The 14,602-nt window shown below is 68.9% G+C and carries 14 protein-coding genes and 2 pseudogenes; 10 read left to right on the forward strand and 6 right to left on the reverse strand.

Translation table 11 applies throughout. The features are described from left to right. The first annotated feature begins 9 nt into the window (after positions 1 to 9). The 5 genes from ACT3HL_RS05350 (at position 10) to bcp (ending at position 4,866) form a co-directional block, all read left to right on the forward strand. The gene (locus tag ACT3HL_RS05350) at positions 10 to 750 is read left to right on the forward strand and encodes a PAC2 family protein (protein WP_445085773.1); all 741 of its coding nucleotides are present in this window, start codon (positions 10 to 12) and stop codon (positions 748 to 750) included. Positions 751 to 875: 125 nt separating this feature from the next. Continuing rightward, positions 876 to 1,934 (forward strand): HTH-type sugar sensing transcriptional regulator TrmB, encoded by a 1,059-nt coding sequence (gene trmB, locus ACT3HL_RS05355; RefSeq protein WP_445085774.1) that lies wholly within the window; start codon positions 876 to 878, stop codon positions 1,932 to 1,934. 158 nt (positions 1,935 to 2,092) lie between these two features. Further along, on the forward strand, positions 2,093 to 3,250 hold the full coding sequence (priS, locus tag ACT3HL_RS05360; protein ID WP_445085775.1) for a DNA primase small subunit PriS: 1,158 nt from the start codon (positions 2,093 to 2,095) through the stop codon (positions 3,248 to 3,250). 10 nt (positions 3,251 to 3,260) lie between these two features. After that, positions 3,261 to 4,325: a hypothetical protein gene (locus ACT3HL_RS05365; protein WP_445085776.1), complete on the forward strand. Its 1,065-nt coding sequence runs from the start codon at positions 3,261 to 3,263 to the stop codon at positions 4,323 to 4,325. Positions 4,326 to 4,395: 70 nt separating this feature from the next. Beyond that, a complete protein-coding gene (bcp, locus tag ACT3HL_RS05370) occupies positions 4,396 to 4,866 on the forward strand; it encodes a thioredoxin-dependent thiol peroxidase (protein ID WP_445085777.1) in 471 nt (156 codons plus the stop codon). A gap of 104 nt (positions 4,867 to 4,970) precedes the next feature. Here the strand turns inward: bcp and aglM are convergent, their stop codons facing one another. Then, positions 4,971 to 6,263 (reverse strand): UDP-glucose 6-dehydrogenase AglM, encoded by a 1,293-nt coding sequence (gene aglM, locus ACT3HL_RS05375; protein WP_445085778.1) that lies wholly within the window; start codon positions 6,261 to 6,263, stop codon positions 4,971 to 4,973. A 240-nt stretch (positions 6,264 to 6,503) separates the two neighbouring features. Between aglM and ACT3HL_RS05380 the strand changes: the two genes are divergently transcribed. Continuing rightward, positions 6,504 to 7,475 (forward strand): undecaprenyl phosphate translocase family protein, encoded by a 972-nt coding sequence (locus ACT3HL_RS05380; protein ID WP_445085793.1) that lies wholly within the window; start codon positions 6,504 to 6,506, stop codon positions 7,473 to 7,475. A 284-nt stretch (positions 7,476 to 7,759) separates the two neighbouring features. Here ACT3HL_RS05380 and ACT3HL_RS05385 read toward each other — a convergent pair whose 3' ends face one another. Further along, a complete protein-coding gene (locus ACT3HL_RS05385) occupies positions 7,760 to 7,909 on the reverse strand; it encodes a DUF7129 domain-containing putative zinc-binding protein (protein ID WP_445085779.1) in 150 nt (49 codons plus the stop codon). A gap of 109 nt (positions 7,910 to 8,018) precedes the next feature. Further along, positions 8,019 to 8,573: a methyltransferase domain-containing protein gene (locus ACT3HL_RS05390; protein ID WP_445085780.1), complete on the reverse strand. Its 555-nt coding sequence runs from the start codon at positions 8,571 to 8,573 to the stop codon at positions 8,019 to 8,021. Positions 8,574 to 8,657: 84 nt separating this feature from the next. Here ACT3HL_RS05390 and ACT3HL_RS05395 point away from each other — a divergent pair, with 84 nt between their 5' ends. Next, positions 8,658 to 8,873, forward strand: coding sequence for an HEWD family protein (locus tag ACT3HL_RS05395; protein WP_445085781.1), 216 nt, complete (start codon positions 8,658 to 8,660; stop codon positions 8,871 to 8,873). Between the two features lie 72 nt (positions 8,874 to 8,945). Here ACT3HL_RS05395 and ACT3HL_RS05400 read toward each other — a convergent pair whose 3' ends face one another. Next, complete coding sequence (locus ACT3HL_RS05400) at positions 8,946 to 9,626, reverse strand: phosphoglycolate phosphatase (protein ID WP_445085794.1); 681 nt, start codon at positions 9,624 to 9,626, stop codon at positions 8,946 to 8,948. 146 nt (positions 9,627 to 9,772) lie between these two features. Here ACT3HL_RS05400 and glpA point away from each other — a divergent pair, with 146 nt between their 5' ends. Genes glpA through ACT3HL_RS05415 form a run of 3 tightly spaced genes read left to right on the forward strand, consistent with a single transcriptional unit; the run spans position 9,773 to position 14,151 of the window. After that, entirely contained in the window at positions 9,773 to 11,494 is a 1,722-nt protein-coding gene (glpA, locus tag ACT3HL_RS05405) for an anaerobic glycerol-3-phosphate dehydrogenase subunit GlpA (protein WP_445085782.1), read from the forward strand. Continuing rightward, entirely contained in the window at positions 11,481 to 12,737 is a 1,257-nt protein-coding gene (glpB, locus tag ACT3HL_RS05410) for a glycerol-3-phosphate dehydrogenase subunit GlpB (RefSeq protein WP_445085783.1), read from the forward strand. Before glpA ends, glpB begins: the two co-directional genes overlap by 14 nt. A 58-nt stretch (positions 12,738 to 12,795) precedes the next feature. Next, positions 12,796 to 14,151 (forward strand): anaerobic glycerol-3-phosphate dehydrogenase subunit C, encoded by a 1,356-nt coding sequence (locus ACT3HL_RS05415; protein WP_445085784.1) that lies wholly within the window; start codon positions 12,796 to 12,798, stop codon positions 14,149 to 14,151. Positions 14,152 to 14,216: 65 nt separating this feature from the next. Here ACT3HL_RS05415 and ACT3HL_RS05420 read toward each other — a convergent pair. Both ACT3HL_RS05420 and ACT3HL_RS05425 read right to left on the reverse strand, forming a co-directional pair. Then, a pseudogene (locus ACT3HL_RS05420) lies at positions 14,217 to 14,504 on the reverse strand (carboxymuconolactone decarboxylase family protein); the annotation flags it as partial. A gap of 29 nt (positions 14,505 to 14,533) precedes the next feature. Further along, a pseudogene (locus ACT3HL_RS05425) lies at positions 14,534 to 14,602 on the reverse strand (IS6 family transposase); the annotation flags it as partial.

Genomic DNA, 14,602 nt, shown 5'->3' on the forward strand with positions numbered 1-14,602 from the left:
GAAACAGCTATGTCGGGCCGCCTCACCGATACCCCGGAGTTCACGATCACCCACGAGACGGAACCGAGCGAGACCCTGCTCGCGGGGTTTTCCTCGTTCGGCCTCGCGGGGTTGACCGCCGTCGACTACCTCGTCGATCACCTCGAACTCGAAGAGCGCGGGCACCTCTCGGCCGACGGGCTCCCGACGGTGACGCCGTTCGAGAACGGTCGCCCGCGCCATCACACCCGACTGTTCTCGCGCGACGATCTCGAGGTGACGGTCCTCGTCGGCGAGCTGTTCGTTCCCGTCGGTGTCGGAGAAGCGTTCGCCGACACGATCCTCGAGTGGACCGAGTCGAACGGCGTCACCGACGTCGCCGTCCTCTCGGGGATCCCGATCCCCCACGGCCCGGACGACCACCGGACGTACTACGTCGCCACCGACGACTACCGGGAGCGACGCCTCGTCAACAGCTCGGTCGAGCCGATGGGACAGGGGTTCCTCGACGGCACGAACGCCGCGCTCGTCGAGCGCGGTCTCGACTCGCCGCTCGGCGTCTGTACGTTCGTCACGCCCGTCCACGCGCAGGTCCCCGACGTCGCGGCCGCGATCCGCCTCGTCGAGACCGTCGAAGCGGTCTACGACCTCGACATCGACGCCGGCCCTCTCGAGGCGTTCGCCGCCGAAGTCGAGCAGTACTACGCCGAGCTCTTCGAACGGATGCAGACCCGCGACGACGAGCTCCCCGAGGACCGGATGTATATGTGAGTCCGGCGGTCGATCACGGCGCTGGCGCGCGCAGTAGTGATGGAAATCCTACTGCTTCGCTTCCGAAACGCTGTGCTACTCGAACGATAGTAAATAGTAAGTAGTCGGGGGAGTGACGTCCCCATATGGCAGACGAACTCCGCACGACGCTGGAAGGCGTCGGAGAGCGGTTCAACCTCGGCGAATACGAGATCGAAGCGTACCTCGCCGTCCTCGAGCACGGCGAGCTGACGGCCTCCGAGATCGCCGACCGCACGGAGATCCCCCAGCCGCGGGTGTACGACACGGTTCGCAGCCTCTCGGATCGGGGGCTCGTCGAACTCAGGGAGTCGCGGCCGATGAAGATCGTCGCGGTCGACCCGGAGGACGCCTTCGGCAACGTCCAGCAGTCGCTCGACGATCTCATCTCGGAGTTGGAGGCGCGATACACCGCGCCGGCGCGGGACACCGAGGCAGTCTCTCTCGTGAAGTCGCGCTCGACGATCCTCCGGTACATCGAGGAGATCATCGAGAGCGCCGAGTACGAACTCGTCCTCTCGTTGACGCCGGACCTGCTCCGCCGCTTCCGCGAGGACCTCGCTGCGGCCATCGACGACGGCGTGAGCATCGACCTGCTCGTCACGCCCGCCTCCCGCGCCCCGGACCCCGAGGAGTTCGACTACCTCGAGGTGGCGACGATCGCCCGCGCCCGCCGCGGCATCACCACGCCGATTCTGGCCGTCGCCGACGGGAACTACTCGATCTACGCGACGCAGGACGCGCTGCACGACGACCGCGACCGCTACGGCGTGATCTTCAACCGCTCTGCGCTCGGCTTCTTGGTCTCGGGCTTCTTCGGCACCGTTCTCTGGTCGACGTCGGAGACGCTCGTCACCGACGGCAAGCGCCGCCCGTTCCCCCGCCGCTACGCCTCGATCCGGCGCGCCGTGAAAGACGTCCGCGAACTGGACGGGCCCTTCTACGCCTCCGTCGCGGGCCGCGACGTCGAGACGGGCGAGTCGATCCTCGTCGAGGGGAAGGTACAGACCACGCGGTTCGAGGAGACCGAGGAGGTCGCCTCGCTCCACCTCGAAACCGACGACGGCGTCCTCGAGGTGGGCGGCCTCGTCGCCTCATTGGAGGACGTCGAGGCCCAGGAGATCTTCCTGGGTCGCGACGGCGTCCCCGCACACGAGAAGTTCTGATACCGATTTCTCTCGTCTCTTCCCGCCGAGCGCCGTCAGCGGGGGTGGCGCTCGGCGATGAAACGTGAGAGTACGCAGTGTCGTCGTTTCGCGTCGGTGCCGACGCCGGCCGCGAGGCGCAACGGCTTTACTCCTCGATCCGAAATCCCCCTCGACCGATGGAGGCGCGCACGCGGACCTATCTCGAGGGGCGGTTCGGCGACTACTACCGCCGCAGCGACGTCTCCCTCCCGCCCGCGGCCGACCGCCGCGAGTGGGGACACATCCCGTGGAGCGCCGGCCGGACGACGATGATCCGCCACCAGTCGCTTCTCGACATCGGCGAACTCGGGGACTTCCTCCACCGCACGGCCCCGCGGCACGTCTACTTCTCCTCGGCGCGGTTTTCCGATCCCGGCGCGAGTTCGATGGACGAGAAGGGCTGGCAGTCCGCGGATCTGGTCTTCGACCTCGACGCCGACCACCTCCCGGGCGTCGACCCCGAGGAGACGTCCTACGCCGAGATGCTCGAGGCGTGCAAGGGCGAACTGCTGAATCTGCTCTCGTTCGTCGACGACGACTTCGACTTCGCGGACACGACGGTCGTCTTCTCCGGCGGCCGCGGCTACCACGTCCACGTCCGCGACGCCGACGTCCGCGGGCTGGACAGCGAGGCGCGGCGCGAAATCGTCGACTACGTCCGCGCGATCGATCTCGACGTGGACGGCCTGATCGGCACCGAGTCCGTCCGGGGGACGAACCGCCGCGTGCTCCGCCGCCGCGGCGGCTGGGGCGCGCGCGTCCACCGCCGGCTCGTCGACCTCGCCGAGCGGCTCCGGGAGATGGACGAGGCGGACGCGCTCGACCGCCTGCAGGAACTCGACGGCATCGGCGAGGGACGCGCGAAGACCATCCTCGGACAGGTGCAGCACAACTTCGAGGCGATACAGCGCGGGAACGTCGAGGCCGGCGGCCCGGGCACCCGAATTCTCGTCGACGCGCTCGCCGCCGAGGCGATCGAGGAGGAGACCGCGCCGATCGACGAGCCGGTGACGACCGACACGAAGCGGCTCATCCGCCTGCCGGGGAGCCTCCACGGCGGGTCGGGACTGCGGGTGCGCTCGCTCGAACGAGACGAGATCGAGGGATTCAACCCCCTCTCGGACGCGATTCCGGATCGATTCCGCGGACGCGAGATCAACGTCGAGGTCACCGATCCCGGCCCGACGACGTTCGACGGCGACACGTTTACTATCCCGGAGGGCGAGCAATCGCTCGAAGAGTGCCTCGGGATATTCTTGATGGCCCGGGGACGCGCGGAGAAGAGACCGGAGTGATCCCACCACAATGAACGTAGACGAGCTGCGGAGCGTCCGACGGACCGAGCGCCAGAAGGACAGCCTCCAGCACCTCCGCGACTCGTTCTACGAGGACGTCGCCGCCTACATCGAAGAGCGAAAGGCCGCGCGTCGGCGCGCGGCCGACGCCGCGGACGACCCCTTCGGCGACCCGGAGGTCGGCCGCCTCACCGACGAGATCGAGACCGCCGAGGACGTCGTCGAGGCCATCTACGAGCGGCGCGTCGGGAAAGTCGTCAAACTCGCGTCGTTCGCGGCCGCGGATATGGGGACCGACACCGACGGCCTCACCGCCGAAGAGCGCGCGCTCTTCGAGGACCTCGTCGGGCGCATCAAGCAGAACCGGCGGACGGTACTCGAGGTGCTCGCCGGCGAGGGCGGCGACGGAAGCGAACGGGCGACGACCGAGCACGCCGCGGCGACAGAGGCGTCGGACGCGGGGTCGGCTGGGAGTCCCCAGCCGGACGACGTCGCGGGGGGGTCGCCCGAGTCGACCGACGCGGTCACAGCCGACGCCGCGCCCGCGCCGGACGACGTGCTCGCGGAGGCGATGGGCGGGGCGGGAGCGGGTGGACCGGACGTCGATTCGGGCGGGGCCCCGCCGACCGACACTGCCGGCGCCGCCGAGTCGAAGTCGGCGGAGCCGTCGCCGGAGGTGCCGCCCGACGCACCTCCGGACGCGCCGCCCGACGCGGAGACCCAGACGGCCGCAGTCGTCGACGGTGAGCGAGCGAGCGGGGACGCGCCCGACCCGCAAACAGACCGGTCAGGGACCGATTCATCAACTGAGAAGCCGGTGAGCGACGGCGGAGACCCGATCGACGGGGACTCGCCCCCGTCGGCGGCGGACGCACCGCAGTCGACGACGGCCGGCGCGCACTCGTCGGCCGACGAAGAGACGGACCGCGTCACCCTCCGAATCACCGAGGACGTGGGTCAGATCTTCGGAATCGACGAGCGCGAGTACGACCTCGTCTCGGAGGACGTCGTGACGCTGCCGTCGACCAACGCGGGGCCGCTCCTCGAACGCGACGCCGCGGAACGGCTCGATTAACGGCCGCTCTCGGCTCGTCTGACCTCGGGTAACGGTACGTTCAAGCACCTCTGGCCAGTAGATGCGGCCGATGCTCGACACCGGCGAGACGGCCCCCGACTTCGAGTTGTCAGACCAAGACGGCGAATCGGTGTCGCTGTCGTCGTACCACGGCGAGTACGTCGTCGTCTACTTCTACCCGCGTGCGGACACGCCCGGGTGCACCACCGAAGCGTGCGGGTTCCGCGACGCCTACGACGAGTACGAGGAACGCGGCGTCAGCGTGCTCGGCGTCAGCGACGACCCCGTCGAGGACCTGACGCCGTTCGCCGAGGAGTACGACCTCCCCTTCCGACTGCTCTCCGACGAGGACGGGTCGGTCGCGTCAGCTTACGACTCCTACGGCGAGAAAAACATGTTCGGCAAGACGTTCGACGGCGTCTTCCGGAACACGTACGTCGTCGGCCCCGACGGCGACATCGCCCTCGCCTACGAGGGCGTCTCCCCGGAGGATCACGCCGAGGAGATCCTCGCCGACCTCGACGACCTCGTGAAACCCTGAGTCGACCGCGAACCGCGCCCGTATTTAATCCCGTCGAACCGACGACACACACCGAGTTTCCGGTGAAATGAACGATACAACGATTTGTTATTTTTTATCGGCCGTCACACGAGCGGTTCGTAGACGATGCCGTCGCGCCGGGTGACGACGCGGCGGCCGTCGACGACGACCGGCGTCGCCATCTCGTCGAACGCCGAATCGAGCTCGGCGAACTCGGGCCAGTCGGTGACGACGAGGGCGGCGTCGGCTCCCGCGAGCGCTTCCTCGGCCGAGCCGGCGTACTCGATGTCGGGGAACTCCGCGCGGAAGTTCTCGGTCGCGACGGGGTCGTAGCCGACGACGTCCGCGCCGGCGTCGACGAGCGCCTCGACGAGCGGGATGGCGCGGGAGTTGCGGACATCTCCCGTGCCGGGTTTGAACGCGAGTCCGAGCACCGCCACGCGCGCGCCGTCGGGGTCGACGTGGTCGCGCAGCCGTCCGAGCAGGCGGACGGGCTGTCGGTCGTTCACCTCGATTGCGGCTTCGAGCATCGCCGGCTCGTAGCCCACGTCGCGGGCGGCCGCGACGATCGCCGCGACGTCCTTCGGGAAGCAGCTCCCGCCCCAGCCGACGCCCGCCTCGAGGAACTCCGACCCGATCCGGTGGTCGAGTCCGATCGCCGAGAGCACCGCCTCCGAGTCGATCCCGTACTCCGCGCAGACGTTCGCGATGTCGTTCGCCAGCGAGATCTTCGCCGCGAGAAACCCGTTGTTCGCGTACTTGATCATCTCCGCCTCGGCGACGCCCGTCTCGACGACCGGCGGCCCGCCGGCCCGTTCGACAAGCGGGTCGAACACCGCGCGGAGCGTCTCCGCCGCGTACTCGGTTTCGGACCCGAGAACGACCTTGTCGGGCGAGAGGAAGTCCTCGACCGCGCTCCCCTCGCGCAGGAACTCGGGGTTCATCCCGACGTGGACGCCCTCCCCGAGGGCCCTCCCGGACTCCGCTTCGAGGATCGGCGCGATCACGTCCTCGGTGGTGGTCGGCACGACCGTGCTCTTGGTGACGACGACGTGAGCGCCGTCTTTCTCCGCGATCGCCGCCCCGAGCGAGCGCGCGCCGACCTTCAGTATCGAGAGGTCGATGTGGCCGTCGTCCTCGGCGGGCGTCGGGAGCGCGAGGAACGTCACGTCGGTGTCGCGAACCGCCGCGTAGTCGGTCGTCGCACGCAGGCTCTCGCCGGCGTGCGTCTCGATTAGCTCTTCGAGCCCCGGTTCGTGGATCGGTGCGCGCCCGCCGTTGATCGACGCGACGACGTCCTCGTCGATGTCGACGTTGACCACGTCGTGACCGACCTCGGCGAAACACGCCGCGACCGTCGTTCCGACGTAGCCGCTGCCGACGATGCTGATGTCCATACCCTCGTTGACGCCGGCCGGCGGTTTCAATATTCTCGTCCTACCGTCGATCTGTCGCCCCGAACCCGTCGTGCCGCCGGTTCGCCGTCCGCGACGAGCCGCGCGGCGCGAAGCGAAAGTTCGGAGTGGGGGGCCGCCGAACCACGGGTAATGACAGAGCGAGACGGGTCGCGCGGCGCGAGCGAGACCTCGGTGGACACTGGATCGGGACCGCGCCCGAGCGTGACCGAAGCCCTCGGGATGGCGGGGACGTCGTGGCTCGTCGTCTACGCGAAGGGGCTCTGTATGGGTGCGGCCGACGCCGTACCGGGCGTCTCGGGCGGGACGATCGCGCTCATCACCGGCATCTACGAGCGGTTGATCGCCGCGATCACGGCGGTCTCGCCCGCTCGGATTCGAGCGGTCGCCCTCGGGGTCGTCCCCGGCCGTCGCGACGACGCCCTCGACGCGCTCGGCGCGGTCGACGCGGGGTTCCTCTTGGCGCTCGGCGCCGGGATCGCCACCGCGATCGTGACCGTCACCCGGATCGTCCACACCGGCATCGAGACCGTCCCGGTCCTCACCTTCGGCTTCTTCTTCGGGCTCATCGCCGCCTCGGCGTGGGTGCTCTTCGCGGAGGTCGCCGTCGACACGCCATCCCGCGCGTCGGCCGCCGTGGCGGGGTTCACGCTCGCGTTCGTCGTCTCCGGGCACGCGGCCGCGGCACTGGACGACGGCCTGCTGGTCACCGCCGTGGCCGGCGCGATCGCCGTCAGCGCGATGATCCTGCCGGGGATCTCGGGATCGCTGCTGCTCATCATTCTCGGTCAGTACGAGTACATGACGGGGACGCTCTCGGCGTTCGTCGACGCCGCGCTCGCGCTCGCGACCGGCGGCCCGATCGATCCCCTGCGCGAGCACGGCGTCGTGGTCGTCGCGTTCCTCGGCGGGGCGGTCGTCGGGCTGTTCACCGTCGCCCACGCGGTCCGCTGGGCGCTCGAACGCGCTCGGACGGCGACGCTCGCGTTCCTCGTCGCGCTGATCGTCGGGGCGCTCCGCGCGCCCGTCGTCCGGACCGGCGACCAACTGACGGAACTCGGTCGCGCGTGGACTCCCACTGCCGTCGCGGCGTTTGCGGTCGCCGCCGCCGTCGGTGCGCTCCTCGTGGTACTCTTAGACCGCTACACCGGGATTGCCGATCTCGACGCCGAGACGGGATCTGAGGGACAGTAGTACTTCGCAAGCAGAGCAAACGAAACGCGAGCGTCCGCGGTTCGACGAGACGGCGCAGAGAGCTTCGGGGCTCGACCGCGTCGGCGGTCGATCGGGCCGCTGTCAGAGACGGGACGCGAGCGGTCCGTCGCTGGAGCGGCCGCGCGGGCGAGCGAGGCGACCGGTGGGTATCGGCGAACCGACGGCGGCTGTGACTGTCGGCGAACCGACAGCGTCCGTGGCACTCGACCGGAGATGCGACACGAACCGTCCGGCGTCGCCGAGTACAGTTCCCGTTCCCGCGTTCACTCCCGTGGCACCGCGATGTTCACCAGCGACTGACTGTCGCAGCGCTCACAGACGCCACCGTCCTCCGCACGGGCGCCGCAGGCCAGACACTCGTATCGACTCTCCTCGGGATGGTATGGATCGACTGTCCCGTTGTATATCACCATACGTGCTACCGACTCACAATCACGGTTAACTGTTCCCCTGATATAACAAAATGAGAGCCATAGACCTATGATTGCCTAATATATTTCACAGACAGAGAAAATCCGCATCTTATCTGGTTGCGATATGGACGAACGTTTCGATTCGAGTTCGTCCGTCCACGGTCGTAAAGCCGGCCTCCTCAAAGTGGTCGACGGCGTCGCCGAGGCCGAAGCGTTCGTCCATCGCCGGCCCGTCGTCGCCGGACCCCGCTTTCGACCAGTCGAGCGTGACCACGCGGCCGCCGGGGCGGATCACCCGCGCGAGCTCTGCGAGCGCCTCCTCGGAGGCGAACTCGTGGTAGGTCATCGTCGAGAAGGCGGCGTCGAGCTCGTCGTCCTCGAGCGGCAGCGACGACGCCCCCGCGGTGACGAACTCGACGTTCTCCGGCGCGCCCTTCGTTCGGTAGCGGTCGTGCATCTCCGCCTGCAGGTCGACCGCGTACACGGTCTCGACGTGGGGGGAGATCTCGTCGGTATAAAAGCCCGTCCCGCTGCCGATGTCGGCGACGACGTCGTCCGGAGCGAGGTCCAGCGCGCCGAGCAGTTCCTCGCGGGAGCCGAACCGATAGCGCTCCGGTCGCTCGAGTTTTTCCGCTCTGTCGGGGTCGAACGTGTGGAATCCCATACCCACGAGAGGGGCGGGCGTATCCTAATACTGTTGGATGCCGCGGCAGTCAACGTTAACAGGACCGGCGCGGTACGTTCGCGTATGGCACACACACTTCGAACGCCGACCGATCGAACGTGCGAACGCTGCGGTCGAATCGAGGTCTGGGACGGCGACGCCGGCGGGTGGCGCGTCGCCGCCGGCGCGGACGAGAGCGACGACCGCGCCGTCGGCAGTCCCTACTGCATCCACGAGTGGGACATCAACGGATCGTTTGCCCCCTTCGAAGACGCCGGCACCGACGCCGCCGAAGGCTGACCGAGGCGGGTCGACAACACAGTAGGGGACGCCGACGAGGCTACGCCGACACCAGCCGAGAAACCGGCGAGGCTACTCCGATACCAGCGAGTCCAGCACCGCCGCCGTCCCGTCGAAGTAGGTCCTCTCGACGACGATGTCGGCGGCCGCCCGGGCGGGGGCGTCCGCGTTCGCGACCGCGTACGACCGTCCGGCGGCGCGGAACGTCGAGACGTCGTTCACGCTGTCGCCAACGGCGACGAACGCCTCGGGATCGAGGCCGAGCGTCTCCGCGACCGACGTGAGCCCCGCGCCCTTCTCCACGCCCGGCGTCTTGACGTGGTAGGCGTACCCCGTGTCGACCACCTCGAGACCGTACTCGGCGGCGACCGTCCGGAGCAGCTCCTCGTCGGCCGAGCGGTTCGCGGCGATCTCGGTCCGCCGCCACTCGTTGGCGTCGTCGAACGCCGGCCAGCCGAGGTCGCCGCCGCGCTCGACGAATTCCGCCGCGGCCGCGGCCGCGCGGTCGGTGTCCCCCTGATAGGAGACCGTTCCGTCGGCGAGGACGACGCCGCCGTTCTCGGCGATCACGTTCTTTCCGATGCCGAGGTAGTGACTCAAACTCACCGGGTAGGGGAACGCTTTCCCGGTCGCGAGGACGACCGGCGCCTCCCACGTCGGCAGGTATCGGAACACGCGCGGGTCGAGTCGCCCGTCGCTGTCGGTGAGTGTTCCGTCGATATCGAGGACGAGCGGCGGCACGTCGTCGGTCATCACGGCGGCTTGGCGTCGGCGGCTCATAAGGACTGCGTCGGGTGGTGGTCGACGTCCCCGCCGACCTCCGGCGGGTCGATTTCGCCGTCAGCCGCTATCGGCGACAGATACCCCTAAGTGCGTGCTGACGAACATCCAACGGTGAAATGAGTACCCGCCCGAGCGTCATCGTCGTCGGTGGGGGGTCGACCGGCTGCGGCATCGCGCGAGACCTCGCGATGCGCGGCCTCGACGTCACCCTCGTCGAGAAGGGAACCCTGACCCACGGGACGACCGGTCGAATGCACGGGCTGCTGCACAGCGGCGGCCGCTACGCCGTGAGCGATCAGGCGAGCGCGCGGGAGTGCATCGACGAGAACCGGATCCTCCGGCGCATCGCGACCCACTGCGTCGAGATGACCGGCGGGCTGTTCGTCCAGCGACCCGAGGACGACGACGCGTACTTCGAGCGGAAACTAGCGGGCTGCCGGGAGTGCGAAATCCCCGCGGAGGTGCTCTCCGGCGACGAGGCCCGCGAGATCGAGCCGTACTTGGCGGCGGACGTTCAGCGGGCCATCCGCGTGCCCGACGGGGCTGTCGATCCGTTCCGGCTCTGCGTCGCCAACGCCGCCGACGCGGTCGAGCGCGGCGCGCGCGTCGAGACGCACACCGAGGTGACGGACGTGCTCGTCGAGGGCGGCGAGGTCGTCGGCGTCGAGGTCGAACACGAGTCGGGATCCGGTGAGTTCGTCCACGGGCGAGCGGGCGAGACCGAGACGCTGTACGCGGACTACGTCGTCAACGCGACCGGCGCCTGGGCCGGCCAGATCGGCGAGATGGCGGGCGTCGACGTCGCCGTCCGGCCCTCGAAGGGCGTGATGACGGTTATGAACGTCCGGCAGGTGGACACCGTCATCAACCGCTGTCGGCCCAAGGGCGACGCAGACATCGTCGTCCCCCACGAGACCACCTGCATCCTCGGGACGACCGACGAGGAGGTCGCGGACCCGGAGGACTACCCCGAGGAGCGCTGGGAGGTGGACCTGCTGATCGACACGCTCTCGGAGCTCGTGCCGATCCTCGGGGAGGCGCGGACGGTCCGGTCGTTCTGGGGCGTCCGCCCGCTCTACGAACCGCCGGAGGTCGGCAGCGAGGACCCCACCGACATCACGCGAGACTTCTTCCTGCTCGATCACGGCGAGCGCGACGACCGCCCGGGGATGGCCTCGATCGTCGGCGGGAAGCTCACCACCTACCGGCTGATGGCCGAGGCGGCCGCCGATCACGTCTGCGAGGCGCTCGGCGTCGACGCCGAGTGTCGCACGGCCGAAGTGCCGCTCCCCGGCTCGGAGGACTTCTCCGTCCTCCGGGAGTGGATGGACGAGTTCGGTCTCCGCTCGCCGATCGGTCGCCGAAGCGCCGAGCGGCTGGGCTCGCGCACTGACGACGTGCTCGGGGGCTGGGACGGCCCCAACCCGACGGTCTGTGAGTGCGAAGCCGTCACGCGCGCGGAGGTCCACGACGCCATCGACAGCGCCGGCACGGAACTCAACGCCGTGCGGATCCGCACGCGCGCGTCGATGGGGAACTGCCAGGGCGCGTTCTGCTGTCACCGGCTGGCGAACGAACTGGTCCCCGAGTACGGCGAGTCGGCCGCTCGCGACGCGCTCGAGGAGCTCTACCAAGAGCGCTGGACGGGCGAGCGCCACGCGCTGTGGGGCGAACAGCTCTCGCAGGCGATGCTGAAGCACCTCCTGCACGCGACGACGATGAACCGCGACGGTGACCCGGCGCGGGCCGAGGAACCGGTCGACTTCGCGGCCTTCGATTCGGGGCCGTCGTCAAATGGACACGCGAAGAGCCGGGGGGCGTCCGATGTCGATACGTGAGGACGTCCTCGTCGTCGGCGGCGGAATCGCCGGCGCGACCGCGGCGCTCGCGGCCGCGGAGGCGGGCGCACAAGTCCGCCTGCTCTCGCACAAGCAGAGTACGCTCCGACAGGCGAGCGGACTTATCGACGTCCTCGGCGCCGTCGGCGGCGCGTCCCCGGTCTCCGATCCCCTCGCGGCCGTCGCGCGACTGCCCGAGGCGCACCCCTATCGGATCGTCGGCGCAGACGGCGTCCGGGAGGGCCTCCGCGCCTTCGACGACGCCGTCGGCGACGCCTACGCCGGCGGCCACACCGACCGCAACGCGCTCGTTCTCACGCACGGCGGGACGGTCAAGCCGACGGCCCGCTACCCCGTGTCGGTCGCGCCCGGACTCGCCAGCGCGAGCGGGGACGCGCTCCTCGTCGGCTTCGCCGGGACCACCGACTTCGACGCGCCCGCGGCCGCAGCGCACCTCGACGCGACGGGCGTCCCCTTCGACGTCGACGGCGCGACGGTCCGCTTCCCGGTCGACCTCCGCGACGACGCGCGCGTCACGCGCTACGCGACGGCGCTCGACGAGGACGAGGGTAACGCGCGGGCCCGCCTCGCCGACGCTGTCGCCGCCGAACTGGCTGACCACGAACGGGTTGGCTTCCCCGCGATGCTCGGCAAGGACCGCCGCGCGGACGTCCGGGCGGCGCTCGCGGACCGACTCGGCGCGGCGGTGTTCGAGATTCCCACCGGCCCGCCGAGCCTCCTCGGGATGCGATTGGAGGACCTGCTCTTCGACGCGCTCGACGACGTCGGCGTCCGGATCTCGACGGGAAATCCGGCCGTGGGATACGAGGCGAGCGACGGGCGGATCGACGCGGTGCTCGTAGACCGGCTCGGACGCGAAGTCCCGTACCACGCCGAGGAGTTCGTGTTGGCGACGGGCGGCCTCGTCGGGAAGGGTATCGAATCGGACCGGGAGTCGGTCACGGAGCCGATTTTCGGCTGTCACGTTCCGCACCCCGAGGACCGCTATGCGTGGTCCGAATCGGCGGCCTTCGGCGACCACGCGTTCGCCCGGTTCGGCGTCGTCCCGGACGGCGGCCTGCGCCCGACCGACGCCGACGGGGACGCGCACTTCGAGAACCTCCGCGCGGCCGGCGGCGTCCTCGGCGGCGCCGACGTCGCCCGCGAGAAGTCCGCCGCCGGCGTCTCGCTCGCGACCGGCGCGTACGCTGGGCGGCGGGCCGGCGAGGAGGCGACCCGATGAGGACCGGAGACGAGCGTGTGAGAGGCGACGCGACGATCCCCCGGGAGGAACCCACCAGATGAGCGACACAGGATCACCACCACGGACGACCGAACCGATCGACCAAGACGACACCGACTTCGACCCCGTGTCGGTCTTCGACGACGAGACGCCGACGGACCTCCGCCCCGGCGCGGACAGCTGTTACAAGTGCTCGGTCTGTGACACCACCTGTCCCGTCGCCGAAGTCGACGACGACTTCCCGGGTCCGAAGTTCCAAGGCCCCGAGCAGTGGCGGCTCAAGCGCAGGGACGACGGCGAGATCGACGACTCGATCATGTCGTGTTCGAACTGTATGCGCTGTGAGGACGCCTGCCCGTCGAGCGTCCCGCTCTCGCAGATGCACAACACCGCGCGCGGCGAGTACGTCGACGAGCAGATGGACTCGCTGTCGCTCGAGTACGTCCGGAACCGCGTTCTCGCGAACTACCGCACGTCGGCGTGGCTCGCGAGCAAGGCGCCGCGGCTCGCGAACGCCGCGATGAACTTCGGGCCCGCGCGCTGGCTGCTCGAGAAGGCGATGGGCGTCACGAAAGAGCGCGAGTTCCCCGCCTTCGCGACGCAGACGTTCCGCGAGTGGTGGCGACAGCGCGGCGGCGCGGACGCCTCCCGGCGAAACGCGCGGGCGGCCCGCGAGCGCCGCGACGACGACGTCGACGCCGACAAGAAGGTGGCGTACTTCCACGGCTGCTATGCGAACTACAATACTCCCGGGGTGGCGACGGCGCTCGTCCGCGTCTTCGAGCACTTCGGCTACGAGATCGTCGCGCCGGAACAGCGCTGCTCGGGCACGCCGATGTTCGCGAACGGGATGCTCGCGGACGCCGAGCGCGCCGCCAAGGTGAACGTCTCCTCGGTTTCGGATCTCGTCGCGGAGGGCTACGACGCGGTCGCCTCCTGTACGTCCTGCTCGATGGCGCTCAGACAGGAGTACCCCGAGCTGTTCGACATCGACGGGATCGACGACGTCGCCGAGAACACCTTCGAGGCGCTCGAATACCTCCGGATTCAGGAGGACCTGCGCGGCGAACTCGATGAAGCGAGCGTCGAGGAGCGGGCCCTCGCCTACCACGCGCCGTGTCACGCCCGCAATCAGGGCCTCGGTCGACAGGCCGTCGAGCTGTTCCGCGACCTCGACGGCGTCGCGATCGAGGACGTTGGCGACTCCTGCTCGGGGATCTCCGGAACGTACGGCTGGAAAGCAGAGAAGTACGAGACGTCGATGAAAATCGGCGAGGACATGTTCGAGCATATGCGCGGCGCCGCGGGCCAGGTCGGGATGACCGAGTGTCCGACGTGTGCGATGCAGATGGAACACGGCACGGGATACGAGATCGAGCACCCGCTGCAACTGCTGGAAGAGGCGCTCTGTTAGTCGTCAGGTAGCTACTCCGTATCGTAGCGACGGCCGATCACCGAAAGAAAACGGTCAGGTGGCAGCTAGTCATCCGCCGCCAGCTGCTCTTGGAGATGCCCGCCGATCTGATGGATTTTGTCAGTGAACTCGTCTAGGTCGTACTGCTGCGCGTGGAGCATACTGCTGTAGCGCGCGGTGAAACTCGACAGGAAATACACTTCTTCGAGCTCCGCTTCGCTCGCGCCGTGTAGCTCTGCGGCCGCACCGTGGAACGCCGCGCAGTACGGGCACTTGATGTTCGCCGCGATGGCGAGCCCGATTAGTTCGCGGTATTTCGGTGGAATCTCCGATTCTCCGACCGTGTACTTCTTGAACGTCGGCCACTCTTGGACGGTCGTGTTTAGTTAGGAGCATTGAGCCAGGCAGCAAATGCTTGGAGCCAATTTTCGGCAGTTTGGGGTTCAACGTG

The sequence above is a fragment of the Halobellus sp. GM3 genome, assembly GCF_052545375.1.

Excerpts from the sequence above, each read along its gene's own strand:
- ACT3HL_RS05350 (WP_445085773.1), top strand. The coding sequence starts at position 10 with ATGTCGGGCCGCCTCACCGATACCCCGGAGTTCACGATCACCCACGAG.
- trmB (WP_445085774.1), top strand. The coding sequence starts at position 876 with ATGGCAGACGAACTCCGCACGACGCTGGAAGGCGTCGGAGAGCGGTTC.
- priS (WP_445085775.1), top strand. The coding sequence starts at position 2,093 with ATGGAGGCGCGCACGCGGACCTATCTCGAGGGGCGGTTCGGCGACTAC.
- ACT3HL_RS05365 (WP_445085776.1), top strand. The coding sequence starts at position 3,261 with ATGAACGTAGACGAGCTGCGGAGCGTCCGACGGACCGAGCGCCAGAAG.
- bcp (WP_445085777.1), top strand. The coding sequence starts at position 4,396 with ATGCTCGACACCGGCGAGACGGCCCCCGACTTCGAGTTGTCAGACCAA.
- aglM (WP_445085778.1), bottom strand. The coding sequence starts at position 6,263 with ATGGACATCAGCATCGTCGGCAGCGGCTACGTCGGAACGACGGTCGCG.
- ACT3HL_RS05380 (WP_445085793.1), top strand. The coding sequence starts at position 6,504 with ATGGCGGGGACGTCGTGGCTCGTCGTCTACGCGAAGGGGCTCTGTATG.
- ACT3HL_RS05385 (WP_445085779.1), bottom strand. The coding sequence starts at position 7,909 with ATGGTGATATACAACGGGACAGTCGATCCATACCATCCCGAGGAGAGT.
- ACT3HL_RS05390 (WP_445085780.1), bottom strand. The coding sequence starts at position 8,573 with ATGGGATTCCACACGTTCGACCCCGACAGAGCGGAAAAACTCGAGCGA.
- ACT3HL_RS05395 (WP_445085781.1), top strand. The coding sequence starts at position 8,658 with ATGGCACACACACTTCGAACGCCGACCGATCGAACGTGCGAACGCTGC.
- ACT3HL_RS05400 (WP_445085794.1), bottom strand. The coding sequence starts at position 9,626 with ATGACCGACGACGTGCCGCCGCTCGTCCTCGATATCGACGGAACACTC.
- glpA (WP_445085782.1), top strand. The coding sequence starts at position 9,773 with ATGAGTACCCGCCCGAGCGTCATCGTCGTCGGTGGGGGGTCGACCGGC.
- glpB (WP_445085783.1), top strand. The coding sequence starts at position 11,481 with ATGTCGATACGTGAGGACGTCCTCGTCGTCGGCGGCGGAATCGCCGGC.
- ACT3HL_RS05415 (WP_445085784.1), top strand. The coding sequence starts at position 12,796 with ATGAGCGACACAGGATCACCACCACGGACGACCGAACCGATCGACCAA.